Genomic DNA, 17,745 nt, shown 5'->3' on the forward strand with positions numbered 1-17,745 from the left:
AGAATTCTTACAATGCCTCGAGCTCGTTTTCGTATCGATCAATTAAAAAGACCAACCAACTATCTACGACGATTTGACTATCTCGGGTCCAGCAGCATTGCTAATAATTTATCTATTGTAACCGGTAGGAGCAAATGATCAAGCCCAAAACGATGCTCAACCTTTTGAGGATGAGGGTGCTTAGGATACGGCCTTCTCGAATTTTCATCAACATAGCCGAAAACTCGTAACTTAGAGAGATGATCCTCAAGCAATTGAGCAAAAGAATAATTATTTCGTAATGCTGGCATGCCCCATTTTCGACCATTTTCTCCCCAGCCTAGAACAACTTCGTCTGCCTGCTCAATAGCCCACTTAATATAGAACCAGTTAACATCATCAGGCGGGAAATCTGTCGCGGTTGTATTGCTGCCCTTGATAACTGGGCTTGTATTCACGATAAGCAATTTACCATATCCATTATGCTTGGCATATTTCATCAAGAAATCAATCGTATCGTCTCCACAAAGTTCATCCGCCGCGCTAGGATTCATCATTAGAGCTGCCAGAGTTGTTCGATTAGGCGCCCAAATGCGCCGAAGAAAGTAGCGTCTATTCACCTCAAATGCTCTCCTCGCACTTAGATCGGGATTCTGTGGATCTAAGTTAGCAGGATAATTAGGGTGAAAAACTGCTGAGCCTAAGTAGGTGACATGATCAGGTGCAAGCAATGAGGAGGGAACCATAATTTCTTCCACCTCATTAAATGTCCAACCGTTCTCAGCGATCCAATCTAGTAGTTTGTTTCTAAAATCATGTTCAGTATCATTAGGCTGAAGTTCTACTATCCCTGAGAGCAGCGAACGCATATAAATACTCCTCCAACTCAAATAAATGTAATACCATGCCATCAGTTTATAATCATTAATCGATTATATCAGAATTTTATGAAATTCGTATTTTGTGCATTAATTTTTCATATCAGGGAGAGAGAATGATAAAGAGAACATTTTGGTCGTACAGATGTGGAAGGACTTAGCTTCGTACTAGGTCTAGGTGGTGATAAACTTTATCCACAATCACCTTAAACGACTCGAATAGAACACAATACGAACAACAAAAACCCAGTAAAGTGAAGGGTTCGGCGGACTATAACAGATTCAAACGGAGCCGCGGCGCAATCCGCATACCGTTCACGTAGAATCGGTGGCTTTGTTGGTGAGAGGTAATACAGATCGCTAAGAGTGCAATGGTGGAGCGAGTTTGGGGAGTTATACGGGTATCTCAAAAGAAGAAACCGACGTGGATTATGATGCAATCGTAGTCGATATGACAACGACACCTTATACGACCTTTTTTGATCGAGTTGATGAATCATCGCATAGAATAGTATTAATGGAAGATTTGGATGGGACTAATGAATTTGGTCAAACAGGTCACCCACTGCCCGATTTTGTGGGATGAGTGGTTCATTTGCTTATTCTTACCAAAGAGAAGATATTGAAATTCCGTTTCGATTACAGAAGCAGGGTTTTTATGGGTGATACCTATAAGTGAAGTCGTTGAAATATTGGAGAAGGAATTCTTCGGTAATTAATGGGGTCGAGCAGATTGCTGCTCGACTCTTTGCTTTTTAATTGGGGTTAAGTTTTTATAGGGATAGGGCTACCACCCTAAAGGAGGAGGAAATTAGTCATATTTTGGCGAATATTTACAGGCGGATATCATACTTGTTGGAGGTAGTTTATGGCTAAGAAAGAACGTTGCTTCTGTGGAAGCGGGAAGGCTTCGAAAAATTGTCATCGGGTCGCTTCTGACAGTCGTGCGGCACATCTATTCGAACTCTATGATCAAGTTGAAACTACAGTTAGAACATACTTTAAGCATACTGATAATTCCCACCAGTGTTTCTCGGGATGTAATAATTGTTGTAGCGATTTCTTTACTGTCTCAGAGGTTGAACTTGAGATAATCATGGATGAGATTCATACTACGTGGACTGAGCAGGAAATTATTAACCTATATAAAAAAGTGATGGATAATGTCCGGGCTTTTCAATCGGAACATCCAGATTTAGATAATGCAATCCAGACCCAACTTGATTATGAAGGCGACTTAAGTAAGTTCAAGTCATTTAAGGGTGGTAAAACTAGAACAAGCTTCCCATGCCCGCTTCTAGATCAGGAAAGTGGAAAATGTTCGGTCTATAATAAACGCCCTATGGTTTGTAGAACGCATGGAACTACTCATTTTAAGTTAGATGAGAAGCTGAATTCTATAGAGAGCACAGTATGTGAATATATCCCGAGTCGATTAAAAAATAATGATACTACACCAGATGCGACTGACTTACAGACAAATTACGAGGAAATAGTCAACGTCACAACTAAGCAGGGTTCGCTTTATATTAGGAAAATGCCCCTATTTTACGGTATTTATACTTTTGCTTCGATGCAGCGATTTAATCCTACAAAGCCAACGGTTATAAACCGACACAATCTAGATATGTCGATCCAAGAAAGCAATTCGATGCAGCTTAAAAAGGCAGCGGCTATGAAGAAGTAATTTACAAGGGAGTTACTGTATGGGGCATGGAAAGATTATCTTCATAAACAGAAATCGGATCAATAATTATATGAAGCTGAATAAAGATGAGTGGGATTATTACTTCGACCTCAAAAAATTAAGGGTTAGAGTTAGTGATTTCGATTTAAAGGGTAAATCAGTAAGTTCTTATTTCCATGCAGGTAATTGTCATGCTTTTAAAGATCCCTCGAAGGGGTGCTCATTATTTCTTCAAGGTCTAGAAGAGCTAGAAAAGCACAAGCCTACTGATAAGTCTAATCCTAAGCATTGTCCATATGTTGATCAGCTAATGAAGGAAGAACCGGATCGTATGTTTCCGATTAATCTATACAAATTTTATTTTCATAGGTATTGATCTATTTGTTTGAAGGAGCAGGGCGTAACAATTTAGATTGCTGCTAGGATAAAGCGTAATCGGTGACTCACAGAGTTATTAGATCCACAAGCCACCAATAGTTTTAAGGTTCAGCGGAATGAATAATTGACAGATTACAGTCGCGTACTTAAGCCTTGTCGTTGCTGTTGACGTCTTTTACAGAATAATCCACGTTCTTTTGGCCGGGTGCGCTGGGCGCTTGATGGATTTCACGAACTTGACGGTACGCTACATACAATTCGCAGTATCTTATCAGCTCGTCCACTGTATTATTATGAACTTGCTGAATAGTATCTACGTTATCTATGAACCACTGGATGATATCATGAAGAATATTCATTAGGGTTTCTCTCCTTTCCTGGGGCGATCTAATATAGAACCTGAAACATGAATGATAGGGATTTAACCCCCTCACCATCCAAAGGACAGATGAGGATATTTTGAGTACCGAAACTAGCGAATAATTTTTAATCGTTCTCTCAGCTGGGCAAACAACTTCGTTTTCCTCTTATTTATTGCTTTCTGTGACAGCCCAATGTCATCAGCAATTTCCCGCTCGGATTTGCCGATACCGAAGAGGTTCATGATCCTGCGGTTGTCCGGGTCCAATTCCTCCAGGGCCGTGAACAATTCTTCGAGCAGGAGCTTGTCCGCTACTAGCTCAACGATATCGACTGCATCGGCTGCTTCAAAGCCATCTTCAGTAAACTTCTCCAATGAAAGGACACTACTTGTCCGCTCTAGTGGCGGGAGTCCTTTTCCCGCACGTTCTAAGTCGCATACACGGCAGCTTTTGGTGCAACGATTGCCCTTATCATCTAGGCAGCGCATCTCTCGTTCCTTGCGTTTATGCTCTGCCCAAGCCGGACGTTTGTAAGCACGGTAGACTTCTTCAGAAGCAGGGACTAGCTGGCCTTCGATTTCGATGTAACGTTGAATGTTTGTCTGCTGATTGTCATTGCTTTTCATTTGATTTCCTCCTGGAATTTGCTGAGACTTCAGCGGCGGAGGAAACAAAAGAAGGGTCTGCATCCGATGGACACAGACCCTGTTTCGCCGAAAATGGGCGCACGAAACTAAGGTGGTGGCACATCGGAGCTTCGGAAACGGTCTTTATCACCGATCACGAAACTTCTATGTAACCTCCACCGCCTCATGGCCATCTCAGCGATGTGATATATTTCCAGAGCCATATAATCCGCGGCTCCTACGGACAGGTTTCCCTTGCCTTTGTGAGGTTCTGGGGTTCTGAGATTATGGCAATATCAGTTGCCCTAAGGCATTGATATTCTCGTAGTTTTCAGGTCAATTGCGGACCATTTATATCAACCAGGAATTAACCGGGTGATTATCCTTTTAACATGTGGTCTTGTACAAATGAAAAGCTGTAGGCTTAATGCATTTGATAGGCGCCATATTAGTTAGTCTTGTAAAGTTGTAGGCGTCTTGTATAATTGAGTGTGATTAAGTATGAATAAATTGAACTGAATCAAGTTCAGTGTGAGCTCAAGCTTGCTTGTCGAATGCTACAGTTCGTGTCCTCCCTTACAAGCTAAGTATAGAAAATTAGGTTTCTATCTTCGTCGACTGGGGTTTGGACATTATTCGGACAGACTCGGACATTACTCCGACAATTTGGACAAGCATATTCAACGGATATGAGAGGGATGCTAGATTGAGATATACGGATTTTTTCTCAAAATTTTATATAAGTAGAAACTCTTGTGGCATTATTGGGCATAAATCCAAAGAAAAGATACCGGAATACTTCATGAAAGCTGCACTGCTTGAGGATAGCTATGAACACTTACCAACATCGAGTAGTACTTACGGTAAATGGTTTGATGGTACACGGAACCCAGAAAATGGACTTTGGGGCATAATTGTCTCCCGCTTTAACGAAGATGGTTTTATTGATAAAATTTCAAAGGACCTGAACGATAGCGTACTACGTAATGTCATGATCAGCTTCAAGATTGAATTGCGAGAAGGTGAAGACCCAGATAAACGTCTCTTTGCCTATGCTTTAGCTAAACAGTTTTATGCGATTGCCCAGGGTAACGGTAATGCTGATGATGTAGCCGAGCATTTTTACAAGCCAGACGCCCATATAATTTCTTTCCCCGATTATGCAAATAGAACAAAATCAAAGTATGAAAAAACAGAAACGCCCTTCTCGGATGGAGAAGAGCGTTTATTAGAAGATGTTTATGTTTGTAATATATTAAGCAGTCGACTTACAGCCACGAGGAATAGACACAGTAGAACTCAAGAAAAAACTATCCTGAACGCGAATCTTGACTTGATTTCAGAGTACTCAAAGAAAGTCATTCTTGTTGCAAACGGAGGAATGGGTAAATCGATGATGCTTCAGCATCTATTCCTCGAATCCATCCATAAGCATCTGCAAACAGGTCTGCTTCCTATCATGATCGAACTTCGTGACTTCAGTGAAAACAACGATCTATTTAACGATTATATTGTAAAGACGGCCGGGACATTTGATAGAACTTTGACTAGTAAAAAGGTAGAAGAACTGATGTCATCTGGTAAATTCCAAATCCTGATGGATGGTGCCGATGAGATTGACCCTTCGGATGTGAATGCCTTTCAACGACAAATTTCTGAACTTGCTGATAGATATCCTTATAACCAGTATGTAGTGGCATCGAGAGAGTGTGACATAATAAAGGCTGTCAAGGGATTCTCTAAACTACACCTTCGCCCGTTTAACAGAGAACAGTCGTCTACCTTAATTAATAATTTTTTTGCGGATTCTGAAGACGAGACCATAAGGAATGAGATCACAAATTACATAGAGGGTGAATACCTCCAAAAGCATAAGGTTTTTGCATCGAATCCAATGCTGTTGACTTTCGTCATCATGAAATATCCGATTGTAGATCCCATTCGAGGAAAAAAGAGATTATTCTACAGAGCTGTGTATGACGCGATTGTATATGGACACGATGAGGAGAAAAAAGGTTATTCACGAGTATTTAGGAGTGCACAAAATGCCGAGGAGTTCACAAAGGTATTCAGGGAGTTTTGTGCCACGACATACATAAAGAATGAAGCGGAGTTCGACCTCGATACATTCGATGAGTACTTTAATAATCTGGTTACTAAATATACACTTGAAAACCCAAAAATCATGACGAGTAAGAATTTCATCCATGATGCTTGCGCAACGGCCTGTATGATGTATGAAGAGGATATAAAGCTTTTGTACATTGACCCTGGTTTTCAGGAGTACCTATTTGCTCAGCACTATTTTTCAGCTGCTCCTGAAGAATTGGAAACCCTTGGACGTACTCTTTGGGATGTGTCCGTAACTGATTTTGATGGATATGATGCATTTGAAATGCTAAACGAGTTTTCATCGGAAAAGTTTGAAAGGTATTTTCTTAAACCATTCCTACATAATATTTTCAATGGTAAATCTGAAATTGTAGAATTTGTATCTTTCCTGCGATATGGGTATAAAGAGTTCGAATACCAGGTGATTGACACTGATATGGTTGCCGTACATGCATCAAAAAATAGCGCTGAGTGGATTCCGTTGAAACCCATTATCACAGAACCATCAAGTATAATTTTTTCAATACTGCTACGGCAGCTGGATATTTCCGGCTTTTTGTGTTTGGCTGTCCTTGAATATGCACTTGACTATCCAGAATTTATGACGTCAGGGGTATTTGGAGAGCACTATTTCGACTCGCTTGATGGGAAAAAGAAAATCATTCCTCGTAGATTGCTGCGGCAGGATACAAACGATTTGCAAGTATATGAGAGAACGCATGCGGTGGAGAATTATGTTCGTGATGATGATCAGCATCTCGTATGCTTTGGATACGAATATAAAGTTGACTTTGATAAATTACTTGAAGCACCGGAAACCTACAGCGCTTTAATCAATATCTTAAAAACGCCGGAAGAAGATGTTTGGAAAGCTTACTGCAAAGTAAAAGGATATTATGAAGAGCTAATTAAAAAATATGGTACTGATTCCTAGGGAGGGAGCTTATTGGTCATGATAAATAATAGACTAAATGACACAGAACGGTGGTTAAGCCTTGAGGAAATATCAAAGCACGTGGGCTGTAGCAAGGATACCATTAGGGCATGGATTAAAAAGGATACAATTCCCTTCCACAAAGTAGGAAGACAGTATAAATTCAGGATTACAGAAGTTGACTCTTGGATTGAGAGCGGCGCCAGCGCTGACGTAGATAAGAAAAATATATTGGAGGGTACAAATCATGAATGATATGAAAAAAGAGAAAGAGCGCGAAGAATTACACCGCGCCATTTGGGCAATCGCAGATGATCTGCGTGGTGCAGTAGACGGATGGGACTTTAAGAATTATGTGCTTGGGACTATGTTCTACCGATATATTTCGGAAAATCTGACCGCATATATCAACGAAGGCGAGATTGAGGCAGGAAACACCGACTTTGATTATGCAAGATTGACAGATAAAGATGCCGAAGAAGCGCGTGCTGACTTGGTGCAGGAAAAGGGGTTCTTTATATTACCAAGCGAACTCTTCTGCAATGTCAGAGCTAAGGCGATGCTTGATGACAATCTGAATGAAACACTAGAGCGTGTATTCAATAACATTGAAGAGTCTGCAAAGGGCAGAGCATCTGAAAATAGTTTTGCTGGTCTTTTTGATGACTTCGATGTCAATAGCAACAAGCTCGGCAGCACTGTTGCAAAGAGAAATGAAAGACTTACAAAACTTCTCGATGGTATCGCAGCGATGAATCTCGGTTCTGTCAAGGACCACGATTTTGATGCTTTTGGAGATGCTTATGAATACTTAATGACCATGTACGCATCCAATGCAGGTAAATCTGGCGGCGAATTTTTTACTCCAGCGGACGTCTCAGAACTGCTCACACGCCTTGGCACGGTTGGCAAGAAAACCATCAATAAGGTATATGATCCGGCTTGCGGATCTGGTTCGCTGCTTCTCAAGGCTGTGAAACTCCTCGGTAAGGGTGCCGTTACCACCGGCTTCTATGGTCAGGAGATTAATATTACCACCTACAACCTTTGCCGTATCAATATGTTCCTGCATGATATTGGATTTGATAAGTTTGATTTAGAGTGCGAGGATACGCTGACCAACCCCCAACACTGGGATGATGAGCCGTTTGAACTGATCGTTTCAAATCCTCCCTATTCCATTAAGTGGGCGGGTGACGAGAACCCTTTGCTTATCAATGACCCCCGCTTTTCTCCTGCTGGAGTTCTGGCACCTAAGAGCAAAGCAGACCTTGCTTTTATTATGCATTCGCTTTCTTGGCTTGCATCGAACGGCACAGCTGCAATTGTTTGTTTCCCTGGTATTATGTATCGTGGTGGTGCAGAACGAAAAATCCGTCAATATTTAGTTGATAACAACTATGTTGACTGCGTCATTCAATTGCCAAGCAACCTGTTCTTTGGTACAACTATTGCCACCTGCATTATGGTAATGAAGAAAAACAAGAACGATAACAAGACCCTGTTTATTGATGCAAGTAACGAATGTATTAAGGTTACCAACAACAATAAATTAACTCCTAATAACATTGAGCGTATTGTAACCACCTTTGCAAACCGTGAAGAAATCAAGCATTTTTCATACCTTGCAAGCTATGACGAAGTAGTCGAAAAAGATTATAGCCTTTCAGTTTCTACCTATGTAGAGGCAGAGGAGAAGCGTGAAAAGGTGGATATTGTAAAGCTGAATGCCGAGATTGAAAGAATCGTGGCACGAGAGGACGAACTGCGTGCAGCCATACGCAACATCATCGAAGAGATTGAGGTGGACGTATGAGCAAGTTTGATGAACTTATCACGGAGTTATGCCCGAACGGGGTGGAGTACCGTAAAATTAAGGAAGTATATACTCGGCTTAAGGGGACACCTATAACCGCCGGAAAAATGAAGGAAATCGAAAATCCAGATGGTGACATAAGAATCTTTGCAGGCGGAAAGACGGTAATAGATGCATTTGAGGAGGACATTTCGCAAGCAAATATTACAAGAGTTCCTGCTGTTTTAGTTCAGTCAAGGGGAGTAATTGACGCTGTTTTTTATGAGCAGCCATTCACGTTTAAAAATGAAATGTGGGCATATACAAACGAGAATAGAACCTCGGTAAAATATTTGTATTATGTTCTCAAAAACAATATTCAGCAGTTTAGAGATGCTGCGTCGGGTATGGGGTCTTTACCACAGATATCATTAAAAGTGACTGAGGAGTTTGTTATTCCCGTTCCCCCTCTGCCAGTTCAGGAGGAAATTGTCCGTATACTGGACAATTTCACGGAGCTTACAGCAGAGCTTACAGCAGAGCTTACAGCAGAGCTTACAGCGAGAAAAACGCAGCTCGAATACTATAGAGAGCAATTAATCCAAATAAAGGAAAAAACTGTAAAACTTAGTGATATTTGTTATATTTACCTCGGACTCACAGCCACGCCCAATTATGTAGACTCAGGCGTGAAGTTTATTTCAGCACAAAATACGTCGAGCGATTTCCTTAATCTTGAAAATGTAAAATATATTTCAGAATCTGATTACGAAAAGGCAACGTCAAATGCTAAACCTCATCGAGGAGATTTGCTATTTACAAGAGTAGGTTCTAACTTAGGGCATCCGGTAATCGTTGATACTGATGAAAAATTGTGTATTTTCGTTAGTTTGGGATTCCTTAGAGTAAAGGATGAAGGTATTGTAATAAACAGGTATCTCAAACATTGGATGAATACTGACTTGTTTTGGGCTCAGGTACGTAAAAATGTTCATGGTGCCGCTAAAGTAAATCTTAATACAGGATGGCTCAAAGAATTCGATATTCCATTGCCATCAATAAATAAACAAATCAAACTTTGTGACCAATTAGATCAATTGGATAAGATTTGCACCGACTTTTCAATTGGATTGCCTGACGAAATTGAGGCAAGGAAAAAACAATATGAATACTATCGAGATAAACTTTTGACCTTTAAAGAACTTTCATAATAAGGAGGTGAACGTATGCCTTATTTTAATATTGTAGCCGAGACATCGGAAAACACCGTTGTTACAGAATATACACCAGAAAAGGCACGCTCTGATAGTTACCAGAGTGAAGAGGCGTTAGAAAAAGAGTTTGTTCGCCTACTTTGCGAGCAAGGCTATGAATATCTGCAAATCCATACAGAGGCGGACTTGATTGCCAACCTCCGCAAAAAGTTGGAGGAGCTGAATAACTACCAATTCTCCGATACCGAATGGGAGCGGTTCTTTGCCGACTGTATTGCTAATAAAAACGACGGTATTGTAGATAAAGCTCGAAAAATCCAGGATGACTACGTTCAGGTTTTGATACGAGATGACGCTCTCTCAAAGAACATCATGTTGATTGATAAGAAAAATATACATAACAACAGGCTCCAGGTTATCAATCAATATATCATTGGCAAGGAAGAGGGCGCAAAATATGACAATCGCTATGATGTGACCATTCTTGTAAACGGAATCCCATTGGTTCATATCGAGATAAAACGCAGAGGCGTTGCCATTCGTGAAGCCTTCAATCAAATAAATCGCTATCAGCGTGATTCATTCTGGGCAGGGTGCGCTCTCTTTGAGTATGTGCAAATCTTTGTCATCTCCAACGGAACGAACACCAAGTATTACTCTAATAGTACACGCTTCAATGCCATTAAGGATGCGAATTCCGGTAAAGCAAAAAAGGGTAAGACCAGTAATAGCTTTGAGTTCACCTCTTTTTGGTCTGATGCAAAAAACAAAGTCATTTCTGATTTAATCGACTTTACAAAGACCTTTTTTACCAAGCACACTATCATAAATATTTTGACAAAGTTTTGCGTTTTTACCGCTGAGAACATGTTGATGGTGATGCGTCCATATCAAATTACAGCCACTGAGCGAATTCTCAATCGAATTGATATAGCTCATAACTATAAGAAATACGGTGACATCGCTGGTGGTGGTTATATTTGGCATACTACTGGTTCGGGAAAAACCCTAACTTCATTCAAGACGGCAAGACTTGCCTCCCAACTACCATACATTGATAAGGTACTGTTCGTGGTTGACCGCAAGGACCTCGACTATCAGACAATGAAGGAATATGACCGCTTTGAGAAAGGGGCTGCCAACAGCAATACTTCTACAGCTATTCTACAAAAGCAGTTGGCGAGTACAAAAACACATATTATCATTACTACAATTCAAAAACTATCCACCTTTATCAAGAAAAACAAAGAGCATCCTGTATATAACAAGCAAGTCGTCATTATCTTTGATGAATGCCATCGCAGTCAGTTCGGAGATATGCATAACGCAATCGTGAAAAGCTTTAAAAAGTATTATATGTTTGGGTTTACCGGAACGCCAATCTTTCCCGTCAATTCGGGTTCGTTCAAAAACGGAAAGCTTTTGACTACTGAGCAGACCTTTGGAGATAAACTCCACACATATACCATTGTGAACGCAATCAATGATAAGAATGTTTTGCCGTTCCGCGTGGACTATGTTAAAACAATGGATACTGATCGAGATATCGATGACGAGCAGGTTTGGGACATTGATCGCGACAAGGCATTTATGGCACCACAGCGCATTTCTCTTGTCACTAAATACATTTTGGATCACTTTGATAAAAAGACTTACCGCGGAGACAAATCCTACATATTTAGTCAACTGACAAACATTTCTGATGTTGCGTCTGCCAAGAGAGGTGCTGTCGAAGAGATAAAGCAAAAGCAACGCATTAGCGGATTCAATTCAATATTTGCAGTTGCTTCTGTTCCGATGGCAAAGTTGTACTATGATGAGTTTCGCAAACAGATGGGCGCAGACCCAACCAAGCAGCTGAAGATTGCTGTTATCTACAGCTATGCCCCAAATGAAGATGAAGCCGATGGCATTATTGATGAGGAGAATCCGGAGGATACTTCTGCTCTAGACAAGAGTTCGCGTGATTTCCTAGAAGAAGCAATTCTTGACTATAACACGATGTTCCATACGGCATATGACACTTCTTCGGACAAGTTCCAGAATTATTACAAGGATGTATCCCTTCGCATGAAGAATAAGGAACTCGACCTCTTGATTGTGGTCAATATGTACCTAACAGGTTTTGATGCAACAACCCTAAACACACTCTGGGTGGATAAGAACCTCAAGATGCACGGACTGATCCAAGCCTTCAGCCGCACAAATCGCATCTTGAACAGTATTAAGACATTTGGAAATATTGTCTGTTTCCGTAGCCTGCAAAAACGCGTAGATAGTGCCATCTCTTGGTTTGGAGATGAAAATGCAGGTGGTATCGTCCTGTTGCGTAGCTTTAAAGACTACTACGAGGGATATATCTCTGATGATAAGCAAATGCCTGGCTATGTTAATATGATTGAGGACCTTTCCGCTAAGTTCCCAATATCTGAGTCGCAGATTATCGGTGAGCAAAACCAGAAAGACTTTATCTCTTTATTCGGTGCAATTTTGCGCATGCGAAATCTACTCTCTTCCTTCGATGAATTTGCTGGAAAAGAGATTATTACCGAGCGAGATCTGCAGGATTATCTTGGTAGATATCAGGATTTGAGAGACGAGTGGAAGCGAAAACGCGAAAACGGCGAAAGCACCGATATTGTTGACGATATCGTGTTTGAGGTTGAACTGATTAAGCAAATTGAAATTAACATCGACTATATCCTCATGTTGGTGAAGAAGTATCATGATACGCATGGCGAAGACAAGGAAGTTCTAATCACTATAAAGAAAGCCATCGATGCAAGTCCGGAACTACGTAGTAAAAAACAATTGATTGAAACGTTTATTGCAGGAATCAATGATGTGGACGATGTTCTGATTGAATGGAATGGTTTTGTTGCCCAGCAGCGGGAGCAGGATCTTGTTGCACTCATTCAGGATGAGAAATTGAAACCAGAAGAAACTCGCATTTTCTTAGAAAACTCCTTCCGAGAAGGCGAGATAAAGACAGTAGGCACCGATATTGACAAAATCATGCCGCCGGTGAGCCGTTTTGGTGGTGGAAACCGTACATTGAAAAAGCAAACGGTAATTGATAAGTTAAAAACCTTCTTCGAGAAATATTTCGGAGTCGGTGGATCTGCTAAATTTACAAAGTAATGCAACATCGGAGGCAAACCGAGGAGACTTCTATTAAGGGGGCATCATATTGCCAAACGAACTCCAATCTTTATCAGTACTTTTTCAAAATAGATTATTCCGCATACCCGACTACCAGCGCGGGTATGCCTGGAAGCATGAACAACTTGTTGATTTTTGGGAAGATCTACTGAACCTCCATGAGGATAGGTATCATTATACCGGCCTGCTTTCTCTTAAGGCGGTCAGCCGCAAAGAAACGCGCTTGTGGCATGAGGATGAATGGTTGCTTGATATCGGGTATAAGCCTTTCCATGTTGTTGATGGGCAGCAACGTCTGACTACGTTTTCTATACTTATGTATGAAATAACCGCTTTTGTTAAGAGTGTCCCGGATAACAAGGATAAACAGGATGATGAGATATTCCTTGGGTACGAATCACTTAAGGATATTAAGGCGAAATATGTATTTCGCAAGCGTCCTCCCCAGAATATTGTAACAACATATCTATTTGGATACGAAACGGATAACCCAAGTTCTGACTATCTAAAATACAAAGTTTTTGAAGAGCTATTCGGTGGCACTGTTTTTGAGACTTACTATACTAAGAATCTGAAATACGCTAAGAGTTTTTTTGCTGAGAACCTTCGTGCAATGTATGAGACAGATGGGATGACTTTTATTCAATCATTGTACAAGAAACTCACACTACGCCTCATGTTCAACCTTCATGAAATTGAAGATGATTATGATGTTTTTGTTGCTTTCGAGACGATGAACAACCGCGGCAAGAAGCTGACGAATCTTGAATTACTGAAGAACCGCCTTATCTACCTCACTACACTTTTCGATGACGGACAACTGGACTCAAGAGACAAGGAGCAATTACGTAAGAACATCAATGATGCGTGGAAAGAGGTTTATTATCAGCTTGGACGTAATCAAAACGCTCCTCTTTCCGATGATGAATTTCTACGTGCTCATTGGATTACTTACTTCCGCTACTCCCGTAAAGGTGGGGACGACTACATTCGGTTCTTGCTCGGAAAGTTTTCTGCTAAGCATGTCTTTGAGAAACACGCTCCAATACAGAAAAACGACGATGCTTTCCTTCTGTCGGATATTGAAACTGATGAGGACGATGAAACACCGGAGGTTCAGTCCGAGTTGGAAATCCAGTTTATTAGTAAGCTCACGCCAAAGGAAATTAGCGACTATGTTAATAGCCTGAAATCATTGGCTGAATATTGGTATTATAGCTTCTTCCCCTTTGACAGTAATTTCTCAAATGATGAGAAGGTTTGGATAGACAAACTGAATCGTGTCGGCATAGGGTATTTCCGGCCGCTGGTAGTAGCCGCATTGTCTACGAAAAAAGACACAACGCCAGAAGAGCGCATTGTGCTGTTCAAATCTATCGAGCGGTTCATTTTGTATTATTCCGTCTCGGCGGCTTTCAGTCAAATTACCAAAGCAGCGTATATTACAACAAGTCTCGTGATGTTTTAAGTGGTAATGTCTCTCTCGTCTCGATCTCTGGGGACTTAAATTCCACAGTGGATAATGATATGGTATCTGCAATCAAAGCTTTTACCGCACGTACCAACAGGCGGTTTGATTCTGGAGAGGGTTTCTACGGGTGGCGGGACCTACGCTATTTCCTTTACGAATATGAGTATGAGAAGGCTGTTAAGAATAACATTCAGAAAGTCGACTGGAGTATGTTCACGCGAGTTGAAAAAGACAAGGTGACCATTGAGCACATCCTGCCCCAAACGCCTACGAAATGGTATTGGCGAAATACCTACAGGATGTTTTCGGAGAAGGAATTAAAGCAACTATCCGCTTCGCTAGGAAATTTACTACTGTTGTCCCAGAGCATTAATTCCTCGCTCCAAAACGATAGTTTCCAGGACAAAAAGAACCCAACTGCGGCGGGTAGAAGGGGATATATCAACGGTTCCCATTCTGAGATAGAAGTTGCCCAAGAAGAACATTGGGCAGCTCAAAACATCTTTAACCGTGGGCTGTGCCTTTTGAATTTTATGGAGAAACGTTGGCAGCTCCAATTAGGAATCAATGAAAAGGCTGAGTTGCTTCATGTCTCATTTATTAATGACGGGCGTACAGTACCTGATGAAATCCCTGAAACCGAGCCAACTCCAACACCGATAATCCAAACCACGCGGGAACTGTCCGACAGACATTATCTCCGCTTCGACTTCTGGAGCAATTTCGTAAACTACTGCAGAGAAAATGGGCACGGCGAAGATATAGCTTCACGTAAACCTTCTACTGACGACTGGTATGATGTCACAATAGGCAGCAGGGATTACCTTATTTTCTTCCAACTCGTGAAACAGAAAATACTACGCATCGGTTTGTATGTCTACCGGCCAGAGGATTTTGCTCGATTGGACTCTATGAAAGCTGAAATAGAAAAGGATTATGGCTCTCCGTTTGAATGGTATACTAGCCGTGAAAAGAGTACGGCAAAAAGGATTCTGCACTCGATTGAAACAGATGTTCATAATTCTAAATTATATATTCAACATTTCGAATGGCTAGTCTCTCAGTTCGACAAACTCAAAGCAGCTTTAGAAAAGGTCGATTCAATTACCAATTGATATTATGAGGAGAATTGCGACAATGTGGGTTCGCGCACAAGGCTTCTCAGCAATTTTTTAAACGAGATAAATCGAATTAATAAGTTGGGAACGGCAGTTCGACTCCTCTCGGAACAGATCTAATGGTTGTTGACACCTTGTTGACGAACATCGTCAACAACTAATAAAACTCAAACAAAACGAACAACACGAGTTGGTTAAAACCCTTATATATCAGGGGTTTTAACCAACTGATACAGAATCCAAACAACACCAACATGTTCCCGCATACGGTGCATGTTGAGTGCGTAGTATGGATGTCAAGGGAAAAAGAGTAAGGCTGCGAAAGCCTTGTAGGTAAGGGATTTTGGAGTTTTCGGGTTGAAATCCGGAGGCTCTGAAATCCCTTTTTTTAATATCCGTGGGAACATGTCCATGCAGTGGAAAATCGGCGTACAGAGCGGATTAGATGTCGGTGCTTGGTGACAGAGCAGGTTGGATGTTTGGTTTTTGTGAGAGAGCGGATTGGATGTTTTTTGAATTTTCCGAGGTCGAATAAGCAGGTTGGATGTATGTATTGAAATTAGCAGATGGAAACTGAACAGGCACCCAACCGTGGATGCCTGATTTATCTATCAAAAATCGTTGAATTGTTCAACGAAAAATATTGACAATAAGATTTGTAAATGATACATTGCATATAAACGTTGAACGGTTATACGTTTTTAGGAGGGGCAATGGAAGGATTTAAGGAAAAAGAAAGTCTTGAGGATATTGACGACTCACAGTACGAAGCAGGTATAAACGAGTGGGAAGCCCAGTTCTCATCAGAAGACAGACTGAAGCTATATAATCAGCAGTACATGACGTCAAAGGAAGAGGTACTTCACAAATTAGACCTACACATCAAATATATCGAAAGAAGAGTTGCAAATAATGATGATGATCCGACGTTTGCGACAACTAAGATAAGCTTTCTCAGGAAGTTTAAGGAAAAAATCGAACTGACTACACTGTTCAAACATCTGGAGGACTGGTGGTCTTACCAATATTCCTTGAGTAGCAGAGGGGCGGTGTTATACCTAGTACATGCACGGGGAGTGCTAGTGGACTTTAATATGAGCATAACCTGCAGTCATGATACCATAATGAAAGCGATCGAGTTCCCAGCTCAGATTCTTACGGTTGATGAGTATGCTAAATCAATCGGAGTGAAATCAGGAGCTGTGCGACAGTGGATCAGAAGGGCAAAGATCCGGTCGGCATTCAAACAGGGACAGGAATGGAGAATACCTGAACTGAGTAGTCCGATCAAGAGAGGCTATATTGATACAAGATACGTCTGGACTGAGAAACTGACCGATCCACCTGAAGGCTACAAGTATCTTAGTGAACCGTCCAGTGTTTCCATTCACCAGGATTTGGATGATAAGAAATACTATGAACTTTGGGTCTCGGCTCCCAATGGTGGTATTGCCAACGTACACAGGCTGACTGAAGCCGAGAGAGAAAAACTTGAACTATATTTAATCTCGAAGCCAGAAGTAATCTGGGAGAGCGATCATTATACTTATAAAAAATCGGAAGGAGATTTGCCATGAAATGTGTTCGATGTGGAGAGGATTTTCGGGTAGACGAAGCTAGTAGCAACTACAATAGCTACGACAAAATGGGAGGCGTCTATATGCGTCTGGCTTAAGTATTTCTTATTTCTAAACTAATGTTTACGTCGGGGCAATGAATCGGAATTTGCAAATAACGAAAGGATGATGTATATGACAATTTACACCACTAACGAGTGGAAGGGTTATGGTAAGCAGAACTATTATTGGAACGAGTATAGACTTGAAGGAAATGAAGTTGTTAAGTACAAGTGTCACAGACAGAAGTTCTTTGATGGTGATGAAAACAACTGGGACAAAGACGAGCGCATGGAAGAATCTTGGGCAATTGACGACCCTAACATGCCTGGTTGGCTGAAACAGTATATAAGATAAAAGCAGGGTACTCTACGTCAGATTCTCGTAGAGTGCCGTGCTTCATTTTTACTTTT

Annotated in this window: 14 protein-coding genes; 11 read left to right on the plus strand and 3 right to left on the minus strand. The window is 41.1% G+C overall.

Annotation, left to right across the window (positions count from 1 at the left end; genetic code table 11):
• Positions 1–77: 77 nt before the first annotated feature.
• Positions 78–848 carry a DUF1643 domain-containing protein gene (locus ACO9K6_RS13085; protein WP_424768001.1) on the minus strand — a complete coding sequence of 257 codons (771 nt, stop codon included), beginning with the start codon at positions 846–848 and terminating at the stop codon, positions 78–80.
• Between the two features lie 394 nt (positions 849–1,242).
• Between ACO9K6_RS13085 and ACO9K6_RS13090 the strand changes: the two genes are divergently transcribed.
• Together ACO9K6_RS13090 and ACO9K6_RS13095 are read left to right on the plus strand one after the other, a co-directional pair.
• Positions 1,243–1,443: a hypothetical protein gene (locus ACO9K6_RS13090; RefSeq protein ID WP_424768002.1), complete on the plus strand. Its 201-nt coding sequence runs from the start codon at positions 1,243–1,245 to the stop codon at positions 1,441–1,443.
• Positions 1,444–1,725: 282 nt separating this feature from the next.
• Positions 1,726–2,544, plus strand: a complete 819-nt coding sequence (locus ACO9K6_RS13095) for a YkgJ family cysteine cluster protein (RefSeq protein WP_424768003.1) — start codon at positions 1,726–1,728, stop codon at positions 2,542–2,544.
• A gap of 524 nt (positions 2,545–3,068) precedes the next feature.
• Here the strand turns inward: ACO9K6_RS13095 and ACO9K6_RS13100 are convergent.
• Positions 3,069–3,281 (minus strand): hypothetical protein, encoded by a 213-nt coding sequence (locus tag ACO9K6_RS13100; RefSeq protein ID WP_424768004.1) that lies wholly within the window; start codon positions 3,279–3,281, stop codon positions 3,069–3,071.
• 113 nt (positions 3,282–3,394) lie between these two features.
• On the minus strand, positions 3,395–3,910 hold the full coding sequence (locus tag ACO9K6_RS13105; RefSeq protein WP_424768005.1) for an RNA polymerase sigma factor: 516 nt from the start codon (positions 3,908–3,910) through the stop codon (positions 3,395–3,397).
• A gap of 706 nt (positions 3,911–4,616) precedes the next feature.
• On the opposite strand from ACO9K6_RS13105, the gene ACO9K6_RS13110 reads away from it, so the two are divergent.
• From ACO9K6_RS13110 to ACO9K6_RS13150, 9 genes are all read left to right on the plus strand, one after another.
• The gene (locus ACO9K6_RS13110; RefSeq protein WP_424768006.1) at positions 4,617–6,956 is read left to right on the plus strand and encodes an NACHT domain-containing protein; all 2,340 of its coding nucleotides are present in this window, start codon (positions 4,617–4,619) and stop codon (positions 6,954–6,956) included.
• 18 nt (positions 6,957–6,974) lie between these two features.
• Positions 6,975–7,211: a helix-turn-helix domain-containing protein gene (locus tag ACO9K6_RS13115; protein ID WP_424768007.1), complete on the plus strand. Its 237-nt coding sequence runs from the start codon at positions 6,975–6,977 to the stop codon at positions 7,209–7,211.
• Positions 7,204–8,772, plus strand: coding sequence for a type I restriction-modification system subunit M (locus tag ACO9K6_RS13120; RefSeq protein ID WP_463357672.1), 1,569 nt, complete (start codon positions 7,204–7,206; stop codon positions 8,770–8,772). Before ACO9K6_RS13115 ends, ACO9K6_RS13120 begins: the two co-directional genes overlap by 8 nt.
• The gene (locus ACO9K6_RS13125; RefSeq protein ID WP_424768008.1) at positions 8,769–9,962 is read left to right on the plus strand and encodes a restriction endonuclease subunit S; all 1,194 of its coding nucleotides are present in this window, start codon (positions 8,769–8,771) and stop codon (positions 9,960–9,962) included. The genes ACO9K6_RS13120 and ACO9K6_RS13125 overlap by 4 nt, the downstream gene beginning before the upstream one ends.
• A gap of 15 nt (positions 9,963–9,977) precedes the next feature.
• Complete coding sequence (locus ACO9K6_RS13130; RefSeq protein WP_424768009.1) at positions 9,978–13,106, plus strand: type I restriction endonuclease subunit R; 3,129 nt, start codon at positions 9,978–9,980, stop codon at positions 13,104–13,106.
• Positions 13,107–13,155: 49 nt separating this feature from the next.
• Complete coding sequence (locus ACO9K6_RS13135; protein ID WP_424768010.1) at positions 13,156–14,595, plus strand: DUF262 domain-containing protein; 1,440 nt, start codon at positions 13,156–13,158, stop codon at positions 14,593–14,595.
• Between the two features lie 47 nt (positions 14,596–14,642).
• Positions 14,643–15,713 (plus strand): DUF4268 domain-containing protein, encoded by a 1,071-nt coding sequence (locus tag ACO9K6_RS13140; protein ID WP_424768011.1) that lies wholly within the window; start codon positions 14,643–14,645, stop codon positions 15,711–15,713.
• 716 nt (positions 15,714–16,429) lie between these two features.
• A complete protein-coding gene (locus tag ACO9K6_RS13145; protein WP_424768012.1) occupies positions 16,430–17,293 on the plus strand; it encodes a helix-turn-helix domain-containing protein in 864 nt (287 codons plus the stop codon).
• Between the two features lie 174 nt (positions 17,294–17,467).
• On the plus strand, positions 17,468–17,689 hold the full coding sequence (locus tag ACO9K6_RS13150; RefSeq protein ID WP_424768013.1) for a hypothetical protein: 222 nt from the start codon (positions 17,468–17,470) through the stop codon (positions 17,687–17,689).
• Positions 17,690–17,745 lie beyond the last annotated feature (56 nt).

It is taken from the genome of Paenibacillus praedii, from assembly GCF_049725345.1.
Classification (GTDB): Bacteria; Bacillota; Bacilli; order Paenibacillales; family Paenibacillaceae; genus Pristimantibacillus.

Coding starts and splice junctions, on each gene's coding strand:
- ACO9K6_RS13085 (WP_424768001.1), bottom strand. CDS start 848: ATGCGTTCGCTGCTCTCAGGGATAGTAGAACTTCAGCCTAATGATACT.
- ACO9K6_RS13100 (WP_424768004.1), bottom strand. CDS start 3,281: ATGAATATTCTTCATGATATCATCCAGTGGTTCATAGATAACGTAGAT.
- ACO9K6_RS13120 (WP_463357672.1), top strand. CDS start 7,204: ATGAATGATATGAAAAAAGAGAAAGAGCGCGAAGAATTACACCGCGCC.
- ACO9K6_RS13150 (WP_424768013.1), top strand. CDS start 17,468: ATGACAATTTACACCACTAACGAGTGGAAGGGTTATGGTAAGCAGAAC.
- ACO9K6_RS13095 (WP_424768003.1), top strand. CDS start 1,726: ATGGCTAAGAAAGAACGTTGCTTCTGTGGAAGCGGGAAGGCTTCGAAA.
- ACO9K6_RS13145 (WP_424768012.1), top strand. CDS start 16,430: ATGGAAGGATTTAAGGAAAAAGAAAGTCTTGAGGATATTGACGACTCA.
- ACO9K6_RS13105 (WP_424768005.1), bottom strand. CDS start 3,910: ATGAAAAGCAATGACAATCAGCAGACAAACATTCAACGTTACATCGAA.
- ACO9K6_RS13115 (WP_424768007.1), top strand. CDS start 6,975: ATGATAAATAATAGACTAAATGACACAGAACGGTGGTTAAGCCTTGAG.
- ACO9K6_RS13130 (WP_424768009.1), top strand. CDS start 9,978: ATGCCTTATTTTAATATTGTAGCCGAGACATCGGAAAACACCGTTGTT.
- ACO9K6_RS13125 (WP_424768008.1), top strand. CDS start 8,769: ATGAGCAAGTTTGATGAACTTATCACGGAGTTATGCCCGAACGGGGTG.